Source organism: Kitasatospora sp. NPDC006697, assembly GCF_042869935.1.
GTDB lineage: Bacteria > Actinomycetota > Actinomycetes > Streptomycetales > Streptomycetaceae > Kitasatospora.
Genome location: NZ_JBIAGU010000042.1, coordinates 17,608 through 34,624, shown reverse-complemented (window position 1 = coordinate 34,624; position 17,017 = coordinate 17,608). Strand labels below are relative to the sequence as shown.

Genomic DNA, 17,017 nt, shown 5'->3' with positions numbered 1-17,017 from the left:
GCGCGCCGGGCGGGCCGCGCCTGAGTACCGGTACTCAACCGCCCATGAGGACCGCCGCCGCCGCGGCGCAGCTCAGCGCGGCCGGTCCGGCACCCAGGACGGGGCGGGCGCGGTCAGCGGCATGTGGCGGGCGGCGCGGGCGTCCAGCTCGGCGGCGGCCCGGTGCGGGTCGCCGCAGGCCAGCTCCACCAGGGCGTCGGCGGCCAGCCGGGCGCAGGCCAGGGCCAGCGCGACGGTGTCCCGGCGGGGGTAGTGCTCGCTGACGTAGGCCTCGCAGCGGTCCTCGATCCGCTGGTCGTGGTCCGCGTCGGCCTCCGGCGCCAGCGCCTGCACGGCGTGCCAGACCACGGCCAGCGCCACCGGCTCGGCCGGGTGCGCCTCGCCGTCCCGGCAGGCCCGCTCGCGCACCTCCGCCGAGCGCAGGCCCAGCCACTCCAGCGCCGCCGGGCCGTCCTCCCCGTGCACCCGCCAGAGCGCCTCCGCGGCCTGCCGCACCAGCGAGCGCAGCACCGGCAGCGCGGGCACCCGCAGGCCGGGCACCGGCGCGTCGCCGAAGACCAGCCAGGACTCGGCGAAGGCGCCCGCGCGCTGCCGCCAGGCCCCGGCGTTCTCGGCACCGTCGCCGTCCAGCCAGGCCGCCACGCCGTGGCGCACCAGGCCGTCGGCGACCAGCAGGACCGCGTCCTGGTCCAGCGCTGCGAGCCGTCCACTCCTCAGCACATCGCACCCCCTGTTGCGACTCACTCTTGACCGTGAGCGCACATCTCACCACACCCAGACGTGCCCGAACCAGAGCAGGGGCCGAGGTCACCCGGCGTAGTCGGGGCCCGGGGACGGCCGTCCGGGCGAGTCCGCGGCGCGCCCGCAAGGGAATGCGCGCCCGGTGGGGCTCAGCTGGAGGCCGGACGACCGAGGAGGGCGAACACGCACCGTGCGGACAACCGTCGAGGAGATTGCCGAGGGCATCCACCGGATCTCCACCGTACCGGAGATCGCGCCGCCGAACGGTTTCACCTTCAACCAGTTCCTGATCACGGGGGAGGAGCCGCTGCTCTTCCACACCGGGATGCGGGCGCTCTTCCCCGCCGTCTCCGCGGCCGTCGCCCGGGTGCTCCCGGTGGAGCGGCTGCGCTGGATCACCTTCGGCCACCTGGAGGCCGACGAGTGCGGGGCGATGAACGAGTTCCTGGCCGCCGCACCGCAGGCCCGGGTGGCGCACAACACCCTCGGCTGCCTGGTCTCGCTCGACGACCTCGCCGACCGACCGCCCCGCCCGCTGGACGACGGCGAGGTGCTGGACCTCGGCGGCAAGCAGGTCCGGCGGGCCGTGCGCAACATCAACACCCCGCACGTGCCGCACAACTGGGAGGCCCGGGTGCTCTTCGAGGAGCACACCCGGACGCTGTTCTGCGGCGACCTGTTCACCCAGCTCGGCGACGGGCCCGCCGTCACGGAGCGGGACCTGGTCGAGGCGGCCCTGGAGTCCGAGGGGCTGTTCCGGCAGACCTCCTGCCTGACCGCCGCCGTCGCCACCCTGCGCTCGCTCGCCGAGCTGGAGCCGGCCACCCTCGCCGTGATGCACGGCTCCTCCTACCGGGGCGACGGCGGGTCCGCGCTGCGGGCGCTGGCCGACGGGATGGAGCAGCGGTTCGGTCCGGAGAGCGAGTTCGCGGCCGCCCCGAGCGTGCTGGCCGGGCCGCACCCCTGAGCGACTCGCGGGCCGCACCCCTGAGCAACTCGCTGGCCGCACCCCTGAGCACGGACACGACGGGTGCCCGCCGCACCGCCGGCCGGCGGTACGGCGGGCACCCGGGCCCACCCTGAGTCAGGAGGCCAGCTTGCCCATGGCGTTGGCCTCGTCGACGACACCGGCGTCGAAGAAGCTCCACGGCAGGTTGGCGAAGCCGCCGTTGCCCCAGCTGCTGCCCCAGCTGTTCTCGATGGTCACGCCCTGCTCGTTGTAGGCCACGATGGTGATCTCGTGGCCGCCGACCACCGGGTCGCTGCCGGTGTCGCCCGGGGTGTAGCTGTAGTCCGAGGCGCTCTGCGAGTTCAGGTCCATGAAGCTCTGCTGGACCGAGAAGCCGATCGGCACCGGCTCGCCCCGGGAGATCGCGTCCTCGATCGCCGAGCGGGCCGAGGTGCCGCTGGTGGGCAGCTCGACGTAGCCGGACAGCTTGTAGTTGGCCGCGTTGGCGCTCTCGTTGGCGTCGGGCTGGGTGGTGTAGTCCTCGGTGCCCTGCCAGTAGTCGGACTGGGTGTCGATGCCCTGCTGCTGCTCCATCGGCAGCGCGACGCTGGCGTAGGTGCCGGTGTCGTTGCCCTGGGCGATCTGCGAGTAGATGAACATCGGGGCCATCGGCGCGCCGCTGATGCCCTGCTCGCTCATCAGGATGCCGTAGCCCGTGTAGCCGGTGGCCCAGGTGACGCAGGCGCCGACCTGGCCCTGGTCGCCGGGGGCCAGCGCGTAGTTGGTCAGGTCCGCGCTGGCCGGGGCGTAGCCGGCCCGGGCGACCGGGGCGATGGCGGCCAGGCGCTGGGCGGTCAGCGCGGCGGCGGCCGGGCGCGCGGCGGCCTGGTGGGCCTTGAGCGCGGCCAGGTTGAGGCCGGTCGCGTAGTGCTTGTGGTGCGCGTGGTGCCCGGCCGGGCGGGCGGTGGCGGCGGTGGCGTCGGTGGCGAGCGCCAGGCTGCCGGAGAGCGCGAGCGCGGCAGTGAGGCCGAGCGCTATGCGGGAACGCATGGATGGGCTCCTTGTGGGGGGTGGCCGGCTGTGGGAAGCCGGCACGCCGCACCGGGCCGCATGTGCGGGCGAGGCCGGTGCGGGGCGTGAAATGTGGGGGGTTGCGCCGGGTTGACGGTGGATCAGGGTGTATCGCCCCGGGGCGCTGCTCACCGTAGGGGCCGCAGACCTGGGCTGTCATGGGCAGAACATGACAATGGCGGGAAGTGGACAGCAATCTTTCAGGAATTGACAGGAAACTCACAGGAAGTCAGACTCGCGGGGCGCGCGGGAACTAGTGGTGGCAATGGGAAGCAACTCACCGGGGCGCAGGGTGGCGGGCTATGCTTCCGGGATCGGACCGGCAGGGCTCCGGTCGACGGGGAGTGGAGGAATCGTGCCGGTCACCGACGAGGCGATCGAGAAGATCAAGGCGATGATCGTCAGCGGTGAGCTGAACGCCGGCTCCAAGCTGCCGCGCGAGGCCGACCTGGCCGAACGGCTCGGCCTCTCCCGCAACTCGCTGCGCGAGGCGGTCAAGGCGCTCTCGCTGATCCGGGTGCTGGACGTGCGGCAGGGCGACGGCACCTACGTCACCAGCCTGGAGCCCGAGCTGCTGATGGAGGCGCTGGGCTTCGTCGTCGACTTCCACCGCGACGACACGGTGCTGCAGTTCCTGGAGGTCCGCCGGATCCTGGAGCCGGCCGCCACCGCGATGGCCGCGCGGACCATGAGCGACGAGGCGGTGGCCGAGCTCGGCGAGGTGCTGGCCGGGCTCGCCGAGGACGCCTCGATGGACGAACTGCTCGCCAACGACGTGGAGTTCCACCGGCGGATCGCGGCCGGTTCGGGCAACACCGTGCTCTGCTCGCTGCTCGACGGCCTGGCCGGGCCGACCGCGCGGGCTCGGCTCTGGCGCGGCCTCACCGAGGAGGGCGCGGTCGAGCGGACCCGCCAGCAGCACCGGGCGATCTACGAGGCGATCGCCTCCCGCCGCGTCGACGTGGCGCAGGCCTGGGCCACCGTGCACATCGCCGGCGTGGAGCAGTGGCTGCGCGAGCGGCTGGGCGCGGCGGGGTCCGCGCTCGGCTGACGGTCCGTCAGTTCACCTGGAAAGCCGCCAGGTTCTCCGCCGCCCAGGTCTCGAAACCGCGGGCCGGCCGGCCGGTGATCCGCTCCACCGCGTTGGTCAGCGGCGCCGGGAGGCCGGCCGCTGCCGCCTCCGCGCGCAGCAGAGCGCGCAGCACCGGCTCCGGCAGCCACGGCGGGCGCCGCTGCAGTGCCGCGTCCTCGTCCAGCCGCTCGATCGGGATCGCGCGGCCCAGCAACGTGCCGAGCACGCCGACCAGTTCGCGCTGCGAGCGGGATTCCGGGCCGGAGAGCACCAGGAGCCGGCCGCGGTGGGTCTCGCTGGTGAGCAGGTCGGCGGCCACCTCCGCGATGTCCGCCGGGTGGATCGGGCTGACCTGCGCCTCGGGGTGGACCAGCGCCACCGCGCCGGCGGCCCGCAGCTGCGGTGCCCAGTCCCGGGCGGCGTTGGTGGCCAACCAGCTCGGGTAGAGCACGGTGTGCGGCAGGCCGCTCTCCTCCACGGCGCGCTCGATCGCGCGGTGGGTCAGGCCGATCGGGCCGTCGTACTCGTGCGGCAGGTAGGAGGCGGGGGAGGAGAGCAGCACGAGGTGCTCCACCCCGGCCGCGACCGCCGCGCCGAGGAACCCGTCGATCCGGCCGCGCGCCGGATAGAGGAAGACGGTCCGCACCCCTTGCAGCGCCCGCTCGGCGGCGGCCGGGTCGGGGGCGGTGAGGTCGAGCGGGACGGTCTCGGTGCCGGGTGGCAGCCCGGGCGCCGCGGTGTCCCGGGCGGAGCCGCGCACCCGGTGGCCCGAGGCAGCGAGCCGGGCGAGCACCCGGCCGCCGATGGTGCCGCGGGCGCCGGTGACGAGGATGGCCATGCCACTCCTTGGAGGGTGGGGCGGGTATCTTTGCTCTGCTGTCAAAATATCTTTGATGTGCAACGTAAGGAGGGAGCCTGCCGGTGTCAACCGAACGCCACGCACCCGAGGCCGGTGCGGAGTCGGGCGTGGACGAGGCCGTCCGCGCACTGCTGCTGCTGATGCCCCGGCTGGTCGGCCGGGCGAAGCGGATCCCCGTCCCCGAGCCGCTGCAGTCGCTCGCCCTCGGCCCGCGCCACCTGTCACTGCTCTCCTACCTGCTCTTCGACGGCGCCCTGACGGTCAATGAGCTGGCCGCCCGCCTGGAGGTCGCGCCGACCACGGCGAGCCTGCTGATCGGCGAACTCAGCCGCAAGGGCGTGCTGGAGCGCCGCGAGGACGAGGCCGACCGCCGCCGCCGCATCGTCACCATCGCCGCATCCATGCGCCCCGCCATCGAGCAGTGGCTCTCCCGTGGAGCCGGCGCCTGGCGCGGCGCACTGCGCGACCTGACGCCGGAACAGCGGCAGCTCTTCGTCGACACCCTGCGCGCCTACGAGCGCGGGGTCGCGGGGGAGGAGCCGGAGGCGTGAACCGGCCGTCGCGCGCCGGAAAATCCCCGGCGCCGGGCACGGGTCCGGGGTAGCGTCCACCCGTGATCGAGGACCACTTCGGCGAAGCCGCGGCAGCGCGGTACGACCATTCCCACGACCCGGAGTTCGAGCCCGCGGAGATCGCCAGGACGGTCGACCTGCTGCAGCGCCTCGCCGGTGACGGGCCGGCCCTGGAGTTCGGCATCGGCACCGGCCGGATCGCCCTGCCGCTCGCCGAGCGGGGTGTGCCGGTGCACGGCATCGACCTCTCCGAGGCGATGGTGCGGCGGCTGCGCGCCAAACCCGGCGGCGACCGGATCGCCACCACCATCGGCGACTTCGCGGCGACGGCGGTGGCGGGCGAGTTCTCGCTGGTCTACCTGGTCTTCAACACCCTGATGAACCTGTCGACCCAGGACGCCCAGGTCGACTGCTTCCGCAACGCCGCCGGCCACCTCGTTCCGGGCGGCAGCTTCCTGGTCGAGGTGATGGTCCCCGAACTGCGGAAGATCCCGCTCGGCCAGAACACCGTCCAGTTCGCCGACGGGCCGGAGCACTGGGCCTACACCGTCTACGACACCGTCACCCAGGATGCCACCTGCCACTACCTCAGGATCACCGGGGACGGCCGCGGCGAGGCCCGCTCGATCCCGTTCCGCTACGTCTGGCCCGCCGAACTCGACCTGATGGCCCGGCTGGCCGGCCTGCGGCTGCGGCACCGCTGGGCCGACTGGACCGGGGCGCCGTTCACCGAGCTGAGCACCCGGCACGTCTCGGTCTGGGAACGACCGATGGGCTGACGGTCCGGCGGATACCCTGGCGGCGAGCCCGATCGATCGGCCCTGAGGAGCGACCCGTGAGCTGGTTCGGCCTGATGAGCGTCACCCCGATGGCGCCCGAGGTGCTGGAGGTGCACCGGCCCCGGCTGCAGCGCGCCGTCGAGCAGTTCCAGGCCATCCCCGCCAACGACGAGACCCTGCGGTTCTGGCGGGCCGGCGGCTTCACCGAGTTCGAGGGCTTCGCCGAGGAGACCGGACCGAGCGCGCTGGACGCCCACATCGAGACCGTCTACCAGGCCTGGAACGCCGGCCGGATCGCCACCCAGCCCTACCTCGCGGTGCTGGCCCGCAAGTCCTACCCGGCCTCCGCCCTGGCCTGGGCCGTCGGCCCCGACCGCTTCGTGCTGCCGGGCTGGTTCGGCGACTTCGTGCTCACCCCGGAGCAGGTCCGGGACACCCTGCCGCAGGTGGAGCACGCCTTCAGCTGGCCCACCGCGACCGAGTACGGCGCGGCCGAACGGGCCGAGGCCGAGCGGCGGCTGCGGATCGCGCTCGGCGGCGAGGAAGAGGAGGAGGACGTCAAGGCGCTGCTCGACGGCCTCCCCGAGGTCTGGCGCGCCGCCGCCGCCAACGGCCTGGCGCTGCTCGGCGCCCATCTGCTGCCCTCCTGACTCCGGCGGTCCGGCAGAATGTCGGGATGACCGTCCTCAGCTGCGCCGCCTGCGGCCACCGCCTGACCGGGGAGCTCCTGGAACGCCGCCACGGGGCCGGCACCTTCCGGCGTGGTCCCGACGGCTACCAGTTGGACCCCGCCGACCACCCCGGCACCGCCCCGCACCCCTCCAGCAGCCGCCGCAACGGCTGCTGCGGACTGGACGGGATGGACGGCCCGAACCTGGTCTGCGGCGGCTGCGGCGCCGAGGTCGGCACCGAGCAGTCCGACTGCTGGACCGGCCGCTCGACCGTGCTGAGCGCCACCGCCACCACCCCGCTGGGAGCGTGACCCCCGTGACCGAGCCGGAGATCCGGATCACCGCCGAGCTGGTCCGCGACCTGCTGCGGGACCAGCACCCCGACCTCGCCGGGCTCCCCATCAGCGAGGTGGACGGCGGCTGGGACAACCAGCAGTGGCGCCTCGGCGAGGAGTTGGCCGTGCGGATGCCGCGCACCGAGGGTGCCCCGGGGCTGCTGCTCCGGGAGCGCCGGTGGCTGCCCGAGCTGGCCCCGCGCCTGCCGCTGCCCGTCCCCGTGCCCGTCCGCCACGGCCAGCCCTCCGAGCGCTTCCCGAAGCCCTGGACCGTGATGAGCTGGGTCCCCGGCCGCCCGCTGGACCACGCGCCGCTCACCCGCGGCGAGCACGCCGCCGTCGCCCTGGCCGGCTTCCTCCGGGCCCTGCACCGGCCGGCCCCCGCCGAGGCACCGGTCGGCACCGACCGCGGCGGGCACCCCGCGGAGAGCACGGCCGGCTTCGAATACTTCCTCCGCCGCCTCGACCCCGCCGCGCTCGCCGGCGACACCGAAGCGGTCCGCGCGGTCTGGGCCGAGGCCGTCGCGACCCCCGCCTGGGCGGGCCCGCCGCTCTGGGTGCACGGCGACCTGCACCCCGCCAACGCGGTGGGCGCGGACGGCACGCTCACCGGCGTGATCGACTTCGGCGACGTGTCCGCCGGCGACCCGGCCTGGGACCTCGCCGCCGCCTGGGTCCTGCTCCCGCCCGGCGCCGCCGCCCCGTTCTTCGACGCCTACGCGATCGCCGACCGGGCGACGGTCCGCCGCGCCCGCGGCCTGGCGGCGCTGAAGTGCCTCTTCCTGCTGCAGATGGGCCAGAACGGCGACCGCGGCCTGCCCGGCGGCAAGCCGGGCTGGGGCCCGGCCGGCCGGGCAGCGCTCGACCGGGTGCTGAACGGCTGACCGGACGACGGCGGCCGGGGCGCCTTGCCTGGAGCGCGCAACCCACCTCCTGGCAAACGGCCAGGCCGCCGTGCTGACCGAACTGCCCGACGGTGCGTGCCCGTCGAGCAGGACTGCTGACGGACCGTCAGGGCTGGCTCAGCAGCGCCGCGGTGACCACCGAGGGGCGGGCGGTCGGGCTGGTCGGGATCGGGGTGAAGGTGACCTGGGCGGTCCCCGTGCAGGGCAGCACCAGGGAGGTCGGGATCGCCAGCGGGGCGAAGAAGCTGCCCAGCTTGCCGACCAGCTGGATGCTGCCGGCGCTGGAGGTGGTGATGGTGACCTCGATGGCGGTGCCCGCGCTGCCGGTGTAGCCGGCCACGGTGGAGACCGGGGTGACGGCGTCGGCCTCGACGGTCTGGCCGGCCAGCGGGTGGCCGGTCTGGCCCGGGGTGATCGGGCCGAAGCAGCCCAGCTGGATGGCGGCGTTGGCGGCCGCGCCGTTGACCAGGCCCTGGAAGGCGGTGTCGGGGCGGACCGGGATCGGGTCCTGGACGGGGGACTGCGCGGCGGCGGCCGGCGCCAGGGCGGCGGCGGACGCCAGCAGGCCGGTGAGCGCGAGGCCCGGCACGGAACGACGGAGGTTGGCCATGGGACTCTCCTTGCACGGCGGAAAGGTCGGGGGAAGCGCCCGGGGACGGGCGTGGAGCGCGTGCGGTGGGGCCGTGGCGGTGCAGCGGGAAAGCTACTGCTCAGCAGGCCGCCGGGCAAGGTGCGGGCCGTGAACGGGGCGCGAACGCGGGCGGCGGGATTCGTGCCGCCCCGCTGCGCCCACCAACGACCCCTGCGGCACGGGCCCGGCGTCCGCGAAGATCACCGGCACGGCAGACTGGGCACCATGACGACCCAACACATCACCGCCCTCGCCGACGGCGTCTACCTGCGCCGGCCCGTCCCCGCCCAGGGCTGGGGCCTGGCCAACGGCGGCCTGATCGTCTCCCGCAGCGGGCCCGCCGCCTGGATCGACGCCCCCTACGACCGCCGGATGGCCCAGCAGTTCCTGGACGACAGCCGGGAGTTGCTGGCACCGGGCGGCGGCGTGGAGGCGGTCTTCGTCACCCACGCCAACGGCGACCACCTGTGGGGCGCGGGCGTGCTGCCCGACGCGGAGATCATCGCCACCGAGGAGGCGCTGGACCACATCGCCTACGAGCCGGAGCCGGCCGCCCTGCACGCCCTGGTGCACAGCGGCGCCGACTCGCCGACCGTCCGCTACCTGCACGAGCACTTCGGCCGCTTCGACTGGAGCGACGCCGCCCCGGTGCGCCCGACCCGCACCTTCACCGGCGCGCTCGACCTCCAGGTCGGCGAGATCCCGGTGGAGCTGCGCACCGTGGGACCCGCCCACACCAGCGGCGACCTGATCGTGCGGCTGCCGGAGGCCGGGGTGGTCTTCGCCGGCGACGTGATCTTCTCCTCCACCGAGGAGGAGCCCGGCGACCACGCGGTGCACTGGGCCGGTCCGCTGGCCAGCGTGGTGCGGGCCTGCCAGGAGATCCTGGACAGCGGCGCGCACACCGTGGTGCCCGGCCACGGCCCGGTGCTGGACCGCGCCGGGGTCCGGCAGCACATGGACTACCTGGAGCACCTGGCCGAGCGGGCCGCGGCGCTGCACCAGCAGGGCCTGACCGCGCTGGAGGCTGCGCACCGGATCGCCGCCGAGCGCCGCTACCCCGCCCTCGGCCTGCCGGAGCGGATGGCCGTCACCATCACCAGCGAGTACCGCCACCTGGACGGCGGCGGCGAGCCGACCTCGGCGGTGGAGATCGTCGGCCAGATGGCCGCCCTCGCCGACCGCCTGGCGGCGGAGGCGCACTGACGGACCGGGCCCGGGCGGCCCCCCCCCGGGGGGGGGGGGGGGGCGGGGGGGCGGGCCGGGGGGGGGGGGGGGGGCCCCCCCGCCCCCCGCCCCCCCCCCCCGGCGCGGGGGGGGCGCCCGGGCCGGGGAAGCCGTCAGGCGGCCGGGGGCGCGCCCAGCCGGAAGCACTCCAGCTCCAGCCCGTACCAGCGGTCGGTCAGCCCCTGGTGCGTCATGCCGAGCCGGCGGCAGACGGCCATCGACGGCCCGTTGCCCGGCCGCACCACGGCGAAGACCTCCGGCAGGCCAGCGGCGAAGCCGTGGGCGAGCACGGCGCGGGCCGCCTCGGTGGCGTAGCCGTGCCCCCAGGAGTCCGGGTGGAGGTGCCAGCCGACCTCCACCTCGCCCGCGCCGCCGGCCAGCGGGAGCAGCAGCACGCTGCCCAGCGCGACACCGGTCTCCTTGTGCTCCAGGGCCCAGAGGCCGAACCGGGGATCGTCGGAGAGGCCGCGCCAGCGCTCGATCCGGGCCTCGGCCGCCGCGAGGTCCGCCAGCGCGGCGGGCGCACTGCCCAGCCAGCGGGCGACCTCCCAGCGCGAGTAGATGTCCAGCACGCGCTCGCGGTCGCTCTGCCGCCACTGCCGCACGACCAGCCGTTCGGTGTCGAACACCGCCGTCCCCCCGGTCCGTTCGCCCGGCCGACAGCGCCCCGGACGATAGCCATGATCGATAGGATGATCAGATGACCATGGACGAGCGAGTCGAGCAAGCCGATTTCCTCTACCAGCGCGCGGTCTTCGGCGGCGACGCCGAGGCCCCGGCCGCCGCCGACCGCCTGCTGGACGCCGCCGAGGCGGATCTGGCGCTGGTCCGCGGCCGGGTGGCGCACGCCCGCTTCCTCGCCGAACGGGTGGCGGACGCCGAGGAGTTGGCGCTCTTCGAGCGTGCGGCGCAGCTCTACCGGCGGCTCGGCGACGGGCGCGGCGAGGGCGAGGCGCTGTTCTGGATCGGCGCCTTCCACCAGGTGGTCCGGGACGACACCGAGCAGGCCCTGCCCCCGTTCACCCGCTCGCTGGAGCTGGCCACCGCCGCGGGCGACGGGCTGACCGCCTCCTACGCGCTGCGGCACCTCGCCTTCGCGGACCACATGGCGGGCCGGCTGGAGCAGGCCCGCACGCGGTTCGAGGAGTCCACCCGGCTCCGGCGCGAGCTGGGCTTCCTGCCGGGAGTGGCGGCCAACCTGGTCGGACTCGCCTACCTCGCCGCTCAGCAGGACCGGCGCACGGACGCGGCGGCCCTGCTCGCCGAGGCCACCGAACTCGCGGACACCGCCGGGGCGCACGGCGTGCTCGGCTGGGTGGCCGAGGCCCGCGAGGAGCTCGCCCTCAGCTCCTGAGCCCCGCGATCGCCTCCGCCTCCGGCGCCCGGCGTGCCTCCAGCAGCGTCGGGAAGGTGCCGACCGCGTCCAGCGCCATCGCCAGCTCCGCCACGATCTTCGGGTTGTCCAGCGGCCCGCGCAGGTGCTCCTCGATCCGGTGCATCCGGTACCGGACCGTGTTCTGGTGGCAGAACAGCTGCCGGGCCGCCTCCGCCGCCGAGCCGTTGGCCTCCAGCCAGGCCCGGGCGGTGGCGAGCAGTGTGGTCCGGTCGTCCTCCGGGAGCGAGAGCAGGCCGCCGAGGATGCGGTTGACGGCCCGCCGGGTGGTCTCCAGGTTGGTCATCACCATCTCGGTCAGCGGCGTGTCGTCCAGCTGGCGCACCGTCACGCTCCCCGCCGGCAGCGACTCCAGCGCCACCTGGGCGTAACGCAGCGCCCGCGGGGTCTGGTCCAGCCGTTCGAAGGCCGGGCTGACGCCCACCCGCCCGGTCGCGCAGGCCCGCACCGTCTCCAGTACCAGCTCCACCGCCCGGCGCCCCGGGCAGGAGAGCACGCCCAGCTCGTTGCCGGGCTGCGCCCGCCAGGCCGAACCGACCTCCAGCGCCCGGCACCTGGCCTCCAGCCCCGGCAGCGGCGCCGCCCCGCCGGCGGCCTCCGCGTTCACCACCAGGAAGGTGCCCTGGTAGGGGAAGTCGAGCAGCTGCGCGATCTCCCAGGCCGTGTCGTCACCCGGCGGCGGCCCGTCGACCAGGGCCGCCACCAGCGCCGAGCGCCGACGGTCGGTCTCCAGCAGCCGCTCCGCCACGGCGTCCCGGTAGGCGGCGGTCAGCGCCTGGGAGTAGGTGTCGGAGGCCTCCCAGATGCTGGTCGCCGCCCGCAGCAGCGCGCCCTGCGCCGACGGGCCCGAGCGGTCCGCCTCCGCCAGCAGGTGCTCCCAGAGCGTGGTGAAGCCGAGCCGGTAGGCGCGCAGCACCTCCGGCAGCGGCACGCCCTGCCCCGCCCGCAGCCGGCCGGTCGCGGTCGGCGCCGAGAGGTCCAGCGGCACGTCCCCGGCCGCCAGGTGGGCGAGCGTGAAGCGGGTGTTGCCGTGCAGCGAGGTGTGCAGGTCCCGCGGCTGCACGTCCGCGTTCCGGTAGTACTCGATCTCCGTGACGATCCGTTCGGCCATGGCGGCGACGAGCCCGTCGAGCCTGGCCGTCACGGCCTCCACGATGCCGACGACGATGGGGTCCGCGACTGCCTCGTTCACAACCTGTGCCTCACGTGAATCCACGACCTGGGTCGGGCGGCCTCGGCGGGCCGCCGCGGAAGGCAGTCTGCTACACCGCCGCGCCCGGGCACCGCGACAACGCCGAACTGTCATGCTTCCGGGGCATGTTCCGATCCCCTGCACGAGTCCGCGGGGCCCGACGGCCGGTCAGGGGAGGCCCGGCCCGGGCGGATTGTCGCGGCGCACAACGAACCCGCGGGCAACACTGTCGGTGAGAACATGGGCGCCGAAGGTCACCATGGGTGATGATCGATCCGATCGGAAGAACCCGGCCGACCCCGCAGCAGGAGCGCAGATGGGCAACCTCGCCACCAACCTCAAGGACGCCGCCAGGCAGTACCCGCAGCGCCCGGCGGTGATACTGCGCGGATCGGTGCTCGGCTACGCGGACCTGGACGAGCTCAGCGCCCGGGTGGCCGGCGCGCTGCTGGCGCACGGCGTGCGGCCGGGGGAGCGGGTCGGCCTCGCTCTCGCCGAGCCGGACGCGCCCGCCTTCGCGGTGCTCTACTACGGCGCGCTGCGCACCGGCGCGGTGGTGGCCGTGGCCGACCCCCGGCTGGGCGGGCAGGGTGCGCGGCGCTGCTTCGAGGCGCCCGGCACCCGGATCGTCTTCGCCACCGCCGGGTTCCCGGTGCCGCCGGCGAGCGAGCCGGACGCCGCCTGGGTCCCGGTCGGCCCCGGACTGCTGGACCAGCTGGCGCACTGGCCGCAGCACCACGAGATCGTCTACCGCCCGGACGAGGCCGTCGCCGTCGCCTACTACGGACCCGGCACGGCCGACCGGCTGCACGGCGCCGAGCTGACCCACGGCGAGATGCGCGCCCACGCCTTCGCCGCCGCCACCGAACCGCCGGTGCTGGAACCGGACGACCTGGTGCTGTGCCGGCTGCCGCTCTGCCACCCGGCCGGGCAGACCTGGGGGTTGAACGCGGCCGTGCTGGCCGGGGCCTGCCTGGCGGTGGCCCCCGACGCCGCGACCGGCTGCACCCCGCGCCGCCCCCGCCTGCGCCGCGGCGCCACCGGCGCGCACCGGCTGACGCCGGGCCACCGCGGCCCGAACCCGGCGCTGGGGCGGCGGCCGTGACCGAGCGCGAACCCGCCCCGGCGCCGGCCCGGCCCGCGCCCTCCTGCGCCATGGTGCTGCTGCTGGAGGTGGTCGGCGCCGGCGGCCTCACCGTGCCCGTGCCGGCCACCCTGGCCTACCGCAGCGCCGAGCCGTACGCCGTCCGGCTGGAGCTGAGCGTCGGCGCGGGCGAGCCGGTGCGCTGGGTCTTCGCCCGCGAGCTGCTGCGCACCGGCCTGCGCCGGGCGGTCGGCGACGGCGACGTCAGCGTGCGGCCGGGCACCGGCGAGCTGGCCGACCGGGTGGTGCTGACGCTGGTCGGCGAGGACTCCACCGGCCGGCTCCGGGTCGGCCGCGCCGACCTGCGGCGCTTCCTGCGGCGGACCGAGGAGCTGGTGCCGGCCGGGCGCGAGCACGAGCACCTGGACCTGGACGCGCTGATCGGCCGGCTGCTCGCCGGACCGACCGGGCGGCCCTGAGGCCACCGGTCCGGAGGTTCGCCTGCGTCCGGTCTTAAGATCCGGGAAAGGCTTCCCCCCGGCTAGGTGAAGCTTGGGCGATCACCAGCTGCGAAACGTGCGGAATCGCGCAAATGAGGAGCGGCGCGCTGGTAGGTTCGCGCCAGTCGGAGCCAGGGGGGCCGTTCACGCGCGGAACACCGCCACCCCGGGCCCGCTCCCGGCCCACCGCCCGGCGCCAGCGCCCGCGGCCGCCCGCCCGGGGATCCACAGCCTCGCCGGAGCACACTGGGACGAGGGGGACCATGGGCGGCCCGGTGATCCGGACCCACCGAACCGACCCGTGTCCGAGGAGGACGACAGATGCGTACCGGAACCAGCCGCAAGCGGTGGCTCCGCGCCGGCGCGGCCATAGGCACCGCAGGGATGGCCGCCCTCACCGCCCTGACCGCGGCTGCTCCGCCGGCTCTGGCAGCCGACGGCCCGTCAACTGCCACGCCGATCAAGCACCTGGTGGTGATCTTCCAGGAGAACGTCTCCTTCGACCACTACTTCGGCACCTACCCGAAGGCGGCCAACGGCGCGGACGACAAGGCCAAGTTCACCGCCAAGCCGGGCACCCCGCAGGTGGACGGGCTCACCCCCGACCTGCTGCAGCACAACCCGAACAAGGCCAACCCGCAGCGCCTGACCCCCGCCCAGGCGGTCACCTGCGACCAGGACCACACCTACAAGGACGAGCAGCTCGCCTTCGACGGCGGCAAGATGGACCAGTTCGTCGAGCACACCGACGTCGAGAGCTGCAAGGCCCCGATGTACACGGCCCCCGGCCTGGTGATGGACTACTACGACGGCAACACCGTCACCGGCCTGTGGAACTACGCCCAGCAGTTCGCGATGAGCGACAACTCCTACGGCACGGTCTTCGGCCCCTCCACCCCGGGCGCGCTCAACCTGATCTCGGGCCAGACCCACGGCGGCTACGCGGTCGACCCGACGGGCAAGAAGACCACCGACGCCTACGTGGTCTCCTCCCCGGACGCCAACGGCGTCGGCACGGTCATCAACGACCCCGACCCGGCCTTCGACGACTGCGCCAACACCAAGAACCACCTGCAGATGAACGGCAGGAACATCGGCGACCTGCTGAACGCCAAGGGCGTCAGCTGGGGCTGGTTCCAGGGCGGCTTCCGGCCCACCACCGCGGCGGCCGACGGCAAGCCGGCGGTGTGCGGCACCTCCCACACCAACGTGGCCGGCGGCAGCTCGGTCGACTACAGCCCGCACCACGAGCCGTTCGAGTACTACCAGTCGACGGCCAACCCGCACCACACCGCGCCCGCCTCGGTCGGCGAGATCGGCCACGACGGCGCGGCCAACCACCAGTACGACCTGACCGACTTCGACGCGGCGCTGGGCAACGGCAGCCTCCCGGCGGTCAGCTACCTCAAGGCCGGCAGCTACCAGGACGGCCACGCCGGCTACTCGGACCCGCTGGACGAGCAGCGGTTCCTCGCCGAGACCCTCAACAAGCTGCAGCAGTCCAAGGACTGGGCCTCCACCGCGGTGGTCATCGCCTACGACGACTCCGACGGCTGGTACGACCACAAGTTCGCCGCCCCGGTCAACGGCTCGCAGGACGCGGCCAACGACGGCCTGAGCGGCACCGGCGCCTGCGGCACCGCCGCGGCCTGGGGCGGCTACCAGGACCGCTGCGGCCACGGCCCGCGCCTGCCGCTGCTGGTGCTCTCGCCCTTCGCCAAGCAGAACTACGTGGACCACACGCTGACCGACCAGTCCTCCGTCCTGAAGTTCGTCGAGGACAACTGGCACACCGGCACCATCGGTGACGCCTCCTACGACGAGCACGCCGGCTCCATCGAGGGCATGTTCGACTTCGGCCACCCGCAGTCCGCCACCCTGATCCTGGACCCGGCCACCGGCCAGCCGGCCGGCAGCGCCACCCCGAGCGCCAGTGCCGCGAGCAGCAGCACCCCGACCGCCGCCGGCAGCACCGCCCCGGCCGCCGCGGGCTCCGCCACGCCGTCCGGTTCCACCTCCGCCTCGGCCGCGGCCCCCGCGTCGGCCTCCGCCACTCCCACCGCCGGCGGGGCGAGTTCGCTGGCCTTCACCGGCAGCAACACCGTCCCGCTGACGGTCGGCGCGGCCGCGCTCTGCGCGGTCGGCGGCGGCGTGGTCTACACGATGCGCCGCAAGGGCCGCCGCCGGGCCTGACCCCGCAGCAACCCCAGGGGGCCGCACCCGTACCGGGTGCGGCCCCCTTCCGGCAGGCGGAGGGACGGGTCCGGGCGGCCCGTCCCTCCCGCGCGTTCAGGACACGACGGCCGGGGTGGCCAGGATCCCTTCCAGGATCAGGTCCAGCGTGGTCAGCAGCTCGGCCGTGAGCTGTTCGGTGTCACCGTCCGGTGCGCCGCACCAGCGGTAGAGGGTGCCCAGGTACAGGTCGCGCAGCGCGTTGCCGATCTGCCGCGCGGTGAACCGGTTGCCGAACTCGCCGCGCTGGATGCCCTCGGCGGCGATCCGGGCCAGCAGGTCGGCCAGGTACGGCGCCTCCAGCAGCGGGCGGCCGGCCCGCACCCAGGCCATCAGCAGCGCCGCGGTCTCCTGCTGCTGGCCCTCGTTCATCCGGCCCAGCGCCGCCATCGAGTAGCGCAGCCGGCCGACCGCGGAGTCGGCCGTGTCGTGCTCCACGCCGAGGGTGGCCAGCAGCGAGTCGCGCCGCTTCTCGCCCCAGGCGCCGAGCAGGTCCTCCTTGCGCTGGAAGTAGTTGAAGAAGGTGCCGCGGGCGACGTCGGCGCGCTCGGCGATCTCGTCGATCGAGGTCTCGTTGTAGCCCTGCTCGGCGAAGAGGGTCATCGCCGCGTCGTAGAGGCGCTCCTTGACCTTGAGCTTGTTGCGCTCCCTCCGTCCCAGGGGGGCCGCCGCCTGGTCCGCGGCTGTGTCTGTAGGGCTCACCGGTACTCCGATCTGCAATCGCTCGACGGCCGACCGCGAAGGACCCCCGCGCCCCTTCAGGGTTGCCATTCCGGTCGATATGTTGCACTACAGTTTAACTAT

At 74.7% G+C, this 17,017-nt stretch carries 19 protein-coding genes; 12 read left to right on the top strand and 7 right to left on the bottom strand.

Features of this window, described 5'->3' with window-relative positions:
• Positions 1-72: 72 nt before the first annotated feature.
• Positions 73-720, bottom strand: a complete 648-nt coding sequence (locus ACFYNO_RS37440; RefSeq protein ID WP_388022254.1) for a hypothetical protein — start codon at positions 718-720, stop codon at positions 73-75.
• Positions 721-931: 211 nt separating this feature from the next.
• Between ACFYNO_RS37440 and ACFYNO_RS37435 the strand changes: the two genes are divergently transcribed.
• The gene (locus ACFYNO_RS37435) at positions 932-1,708 is read left to right on the top strand and encodes an MBL fold metallo-hydrolase (protein WP_388022251.1); all 777 of its coding nucleotides are present in this window, start codon (positions 932-934) and stop codon (positions 1,706-1,708) included.
• Positions 1,709-1,825: 117 nt separating this feature from the next.
• Here ACFYNO_RS37435 and ACFYNO_RS37430 read toward each other — a convergent pair whose 3' ends face one another.
• The gene (locus ACFYNO_RS37430; RefSeq protein WP_388022249.1) at positions 1,826-2,740 is read right to left on the bottom strand and encodes a C1 family peptidase; all 915 of its coding nucleotides are present in this window, start codon (positions 2,738-2,740) and stop codon (positions 1,826-1,828) included.
• A 376-nt stretch (positions 2,741-3,116) separates the two neighbouring features.
• Between ACFYNO_RS37430 and ACFYNO_RS37425 the strand changes: the two genes are divergently transcribed.
• Positions 3,117-3,812, top strand: coding sequence for a FadR/GntR family transcriptional regulator (locus ACFYNO_RS37425; protein ID WP_388022247.1), 696 nt, complete (start codon positions 3,117-3,119; stop codon positions 3,810-3,812).
• A 7-nt stretch (positions 3,813-3,819) separates the two neighbouring features.
• Here the strand turns inward: ACFYNO_RS37425 and ACFYNO_RS37420 are convergent, their stop codons facing one another.
• Positions 3,820-4,671 (bottom strand): SDR family oxidoreductase, encoded by an 852-nt coding sequence (locus ACFYNO_RS37420; RefSeq protein WP_388022244.1) that lies wholly within the window; start codon positions 4,669-4,671, stop codon positions 3,820-3,822.
• 161 nt (positions 4,672-4,832) lie between these two features.
• On the opposite strand from ACFYNO_RS37420, the gene ACFYNO_RS37415 reads away from it, so the two are divergent.
• The 5 genes from ACFYNO_RS37415 to ACFYNO_RS37395 all read left to right on the top strand — a co-directional run bounded on the left by ACFYNO_RS37415 (position 4,833) and on the right by ACFYNO_RS37395 (position 7,933).
• The gene (locus ACFYNO_RS37415; RefSeq protein ID WP_388022342.1) at positions 4,833-5,243 is read left to right on the top strand and encodes a MarR family transcriptional regulator; all 411 of its coding nucleotides are present in this window, start codon (positions 4,833-4,835) and stop codon (positions 5,241-5,243) included.
• 62 nt (positions 5,244-5,305) lie between these two features.
• Positions 5,306-6,043, top strand: a complete 738-nt coding sequence (locus tag ACFYNO_RS37410) for a class I SAM-dependent DNA methyltransferase (protein ID WP_388022242.1) — start codon at positions 5,306-5,308, stop codon at positions 6,041-6,043.
• Positions 6,044-6,099: 56 nt separating this feature from the next.
• Positions 6,100-6,693, top strand: a complete 594-nt coding sequence (locus tag ACFYNO_RS37405) for a hypothetical protein (protein ID WP_388022241.1) — start codon at positions 6,100-6,102, stop codon at positions 6,691-6,693.
• A gap of 26 nt (positions 6,694-6,719) precedes the next feature.
• Positions 6,720-7,025, top strand: a complete 306-nt coding sequence (locus ACFYNO_RS37400; RefSeq protein ID WP_388022240.1) for a hypothetical protein — start codon at positions 6,720-6,722, stop codon at positions 7,023-7,025.
• 5 nt (positions 7,026-7,030) lie between these two features.
• A complete protein-coding gene (locus ACFYNO_RS37395; protein WP_388022239.1) occupies positions 7,031-7,933 on the top strand; it encodes an aminoglycoside phosphotransferase family protein in 903 nt (300 codons plus the stop codon).
• A 127-nt stretch (positions 7,934-8,060) separates the two neighbouring features.
• On the opposite strand, the gene ACFYNO_RS37390 is transcribed toward ACFYNO_RS37395, so the two are convergent.
• Complete coding sequence (locus tag ACFYNO_RS37390; protein WP_388022238.1) at positions 8,061-8,564, bottom strand: hypothetical protein; 504 nt, start codon at positions 8,562-8,564, stop codon at positions 8,061-8,063.
• Between the two features lie 246 nt (positions 8,565-8,810).
• Here ACFYNO_RS37390 and ACFYNO_RS37385 point away from each other — a divergent pair, with 246 nt between their 5' ends.
• The gene (locus tag ACFYNO_RS37385; protein ID WP_388022237.1) at positions 8,811-9,791 is read left to right on the top strand and encodes an MBL fold metallo-hydrolase; all 981 of its coding nucleotides are present in this window, start codon (positions 8,811-8,813) and stop codon (positions 9,789-9,791) included.
• Between the two features lie 134 nt (positions 9,792-9,925).
• On the opposite strand, the gene ACFYNO_RS37380 is transcribed toward ACFYNO_RS37385, so the two are convergent.
• The gene (locus tag ACFYNO_RS37380) at positions 9,926-10,441 is read right to left on the bottom strand and encodes a GNAT family N-acetyltransferase (RefSeq protein ID WP_388022235.1); all 516 of its coding nucleotides are present in this window, start codon (positions 10,439-10,441) and stop codon (positions 9,926-9,928) included.
• 71 nt (positions 10,442-10,512) lie between these two features.
• On the opposite strand from ACFYNO_RS37380, the gene ACFYNO_RS37375 reads away from it, so the two are divergent.
• Positions 10,513-11,166 (top strand): tetratricopeptide repeat protein, encoded by a 654-nt coding sequence (locus ACFYNO_RS37375; RefSeq protein ID WP_388022232.1) that lies wholly within the window; start codon positions 10,513-10,515, stop codon positions 11,164-11,166.
• On the opposite strand, the gene ACFYNO_RS37370 is transcribed toward ACFYNO_RS37375, so the two are convergent.
• Complete coding sequence (locus ACFYNO_RS37370) at positions 11,156-12,397, bottom strand: PucR family transcriptional regulator (RefSeq protein WP_388022230.1); 1,242 nt, start codon at positions 12,395-12,397, stop codon at positions 11,156-11,158. The two genes, ACFYNO_RS37375 and ACFYNO_RS37370, sit on opposite strands and share 11 nt — an antisense overlap.
• 316 nt (positions 12,398-12,713) lie before the next feature.
• Between ACFYNO_RS37370 and ACFYNO_RS37365 the strand changes: the two genes are divergently transcribed.
• From ACFYNO_RS37365 to ACFYNO_RS37355, 3 genes are all read left to right on the top strand, one after another.
• Positions 12,714-13,502: an AMP-binding protein gene (locus ACFYNO_RS37365; RefSeq protein WP_388022227.1), complete on the top strand. Its 789-nt coding sequence runs from the start codon at positions 12,714-12,716 to the stop codon at positions 13,500-13,502.
• Positions 13,499-13,960 (top strand): SsgA family sporulation/cell division regulator, encoded by a 462-nt coding sequence (locus tag ACFYNO_RS37360; RefSeq protein WP_388022225.1) that lies wholly within the window; start codon positions 13,499-13,501, stop codon positions 13,958-13,960. The genes ACFYNO_RS37365 and ACFYNO_RS37360 overlap by 4 nt, the downstream gene beginning before the upstream one ends.
• Positions 13,961-14,302: 342 nt before the next feature.
• Entirely contained in the window at positions 14,303-16,174 is a 1,872-nt protein-coding gene (locus ACFYNO_RS37355; protein ID WP_388022222.1) for a phospholipase C, read from the top strand.
• A gap of 96 nt (positions 16,175-16,270) precedes the next feature.
• Here ACFYNO_RS37355 and ACFYNO_RS37350 read toward each other — a convergent pair whose 3' ends face one another.
• Positions 16,271-16,915: a TetR/AcrR family transcriptional regulator gene (locus ACFYNO_RS37350; protein ID WP_388022220.1), complete on the bottom strand. Its 645-nt coding sequence runs from the start codon at positions 16,913-16,915 to the stop codon at positions 16,271-16,273.
• Between the last annotated feature and the right edge of the window lie 102 nt (positions 16,916-17,017).

Excerpts from the sequence above, each read along its gene's own strand:
- ACFYNO_RS37430 (WP_388022249.1), bottom strand. The coding sequence starts at position 2,740 with ATGCGTTCCCGCATAGCGCTCGGCCTCACTGCCGCGCTCGCGCTCTCC.
- ACFYNO_RS37420 (WP_388022244.1), bottom strand. The coding sequence starts at position 4,671 with ATGGCCATCCTCGTCACCGGCGCCCGCGGCACCATCGGCGGCCGGGTG.
- ACFYNO_RS37415 (WP_388022342.1), top strand. The coding sequence starts at position 4,833 with ATGCCCCGGCTGGTCGGCCGGGCGAAGCGGATCCCCGTCCCCGAGCCG.
- ACFYNO_RS37400 (WP_388022240.1), top strand. The coding sequence starts at position 6,720 with ATGACCGTCCTCAGCTGCGCCGCCTGCGGCCACCGCCTGACCGGGGAG.
- ACFYNO_RS37390 (WP_388022238.1), bottom strand. The coding sequence starts at position 8,564 with ATGGCCAACCTCCGTCGTTCCGTGCCGGGCCTCGCGCTCACCGGCCTG.
- ACFYNO_RS37385 (WP_388022237.1), top strand. The coding sequence starts at position 8,811 with ATGACGACCCAACACATCACCGCCCTCGCCGACGGCGTCTACCTGCGC.
- ACFYNO_RS37375 (WP_388022232.1), top strand. The coding sequence starts at position 10,513 with ATGACCATGGACGAGCGAGTCGAGCAAGCCGATTTCCTCTACCAGCGC.
- ACFYNO_RS37365 (WP_388022227.1), top strand. The coding sequence starts at position 12,714 with ATGGGCAACCTCGCCACCAACCTCAAGGACGCCGCCAGGCAGTACCCG.
- ACFYNO_RS37355 (WP_388022222.1), top strand. The coding sequence starts at position 14,303 with ATGCGTACCGGAACCAGCCGCAAGCGGTGGCTCCGCGCCGGCGCGGCC.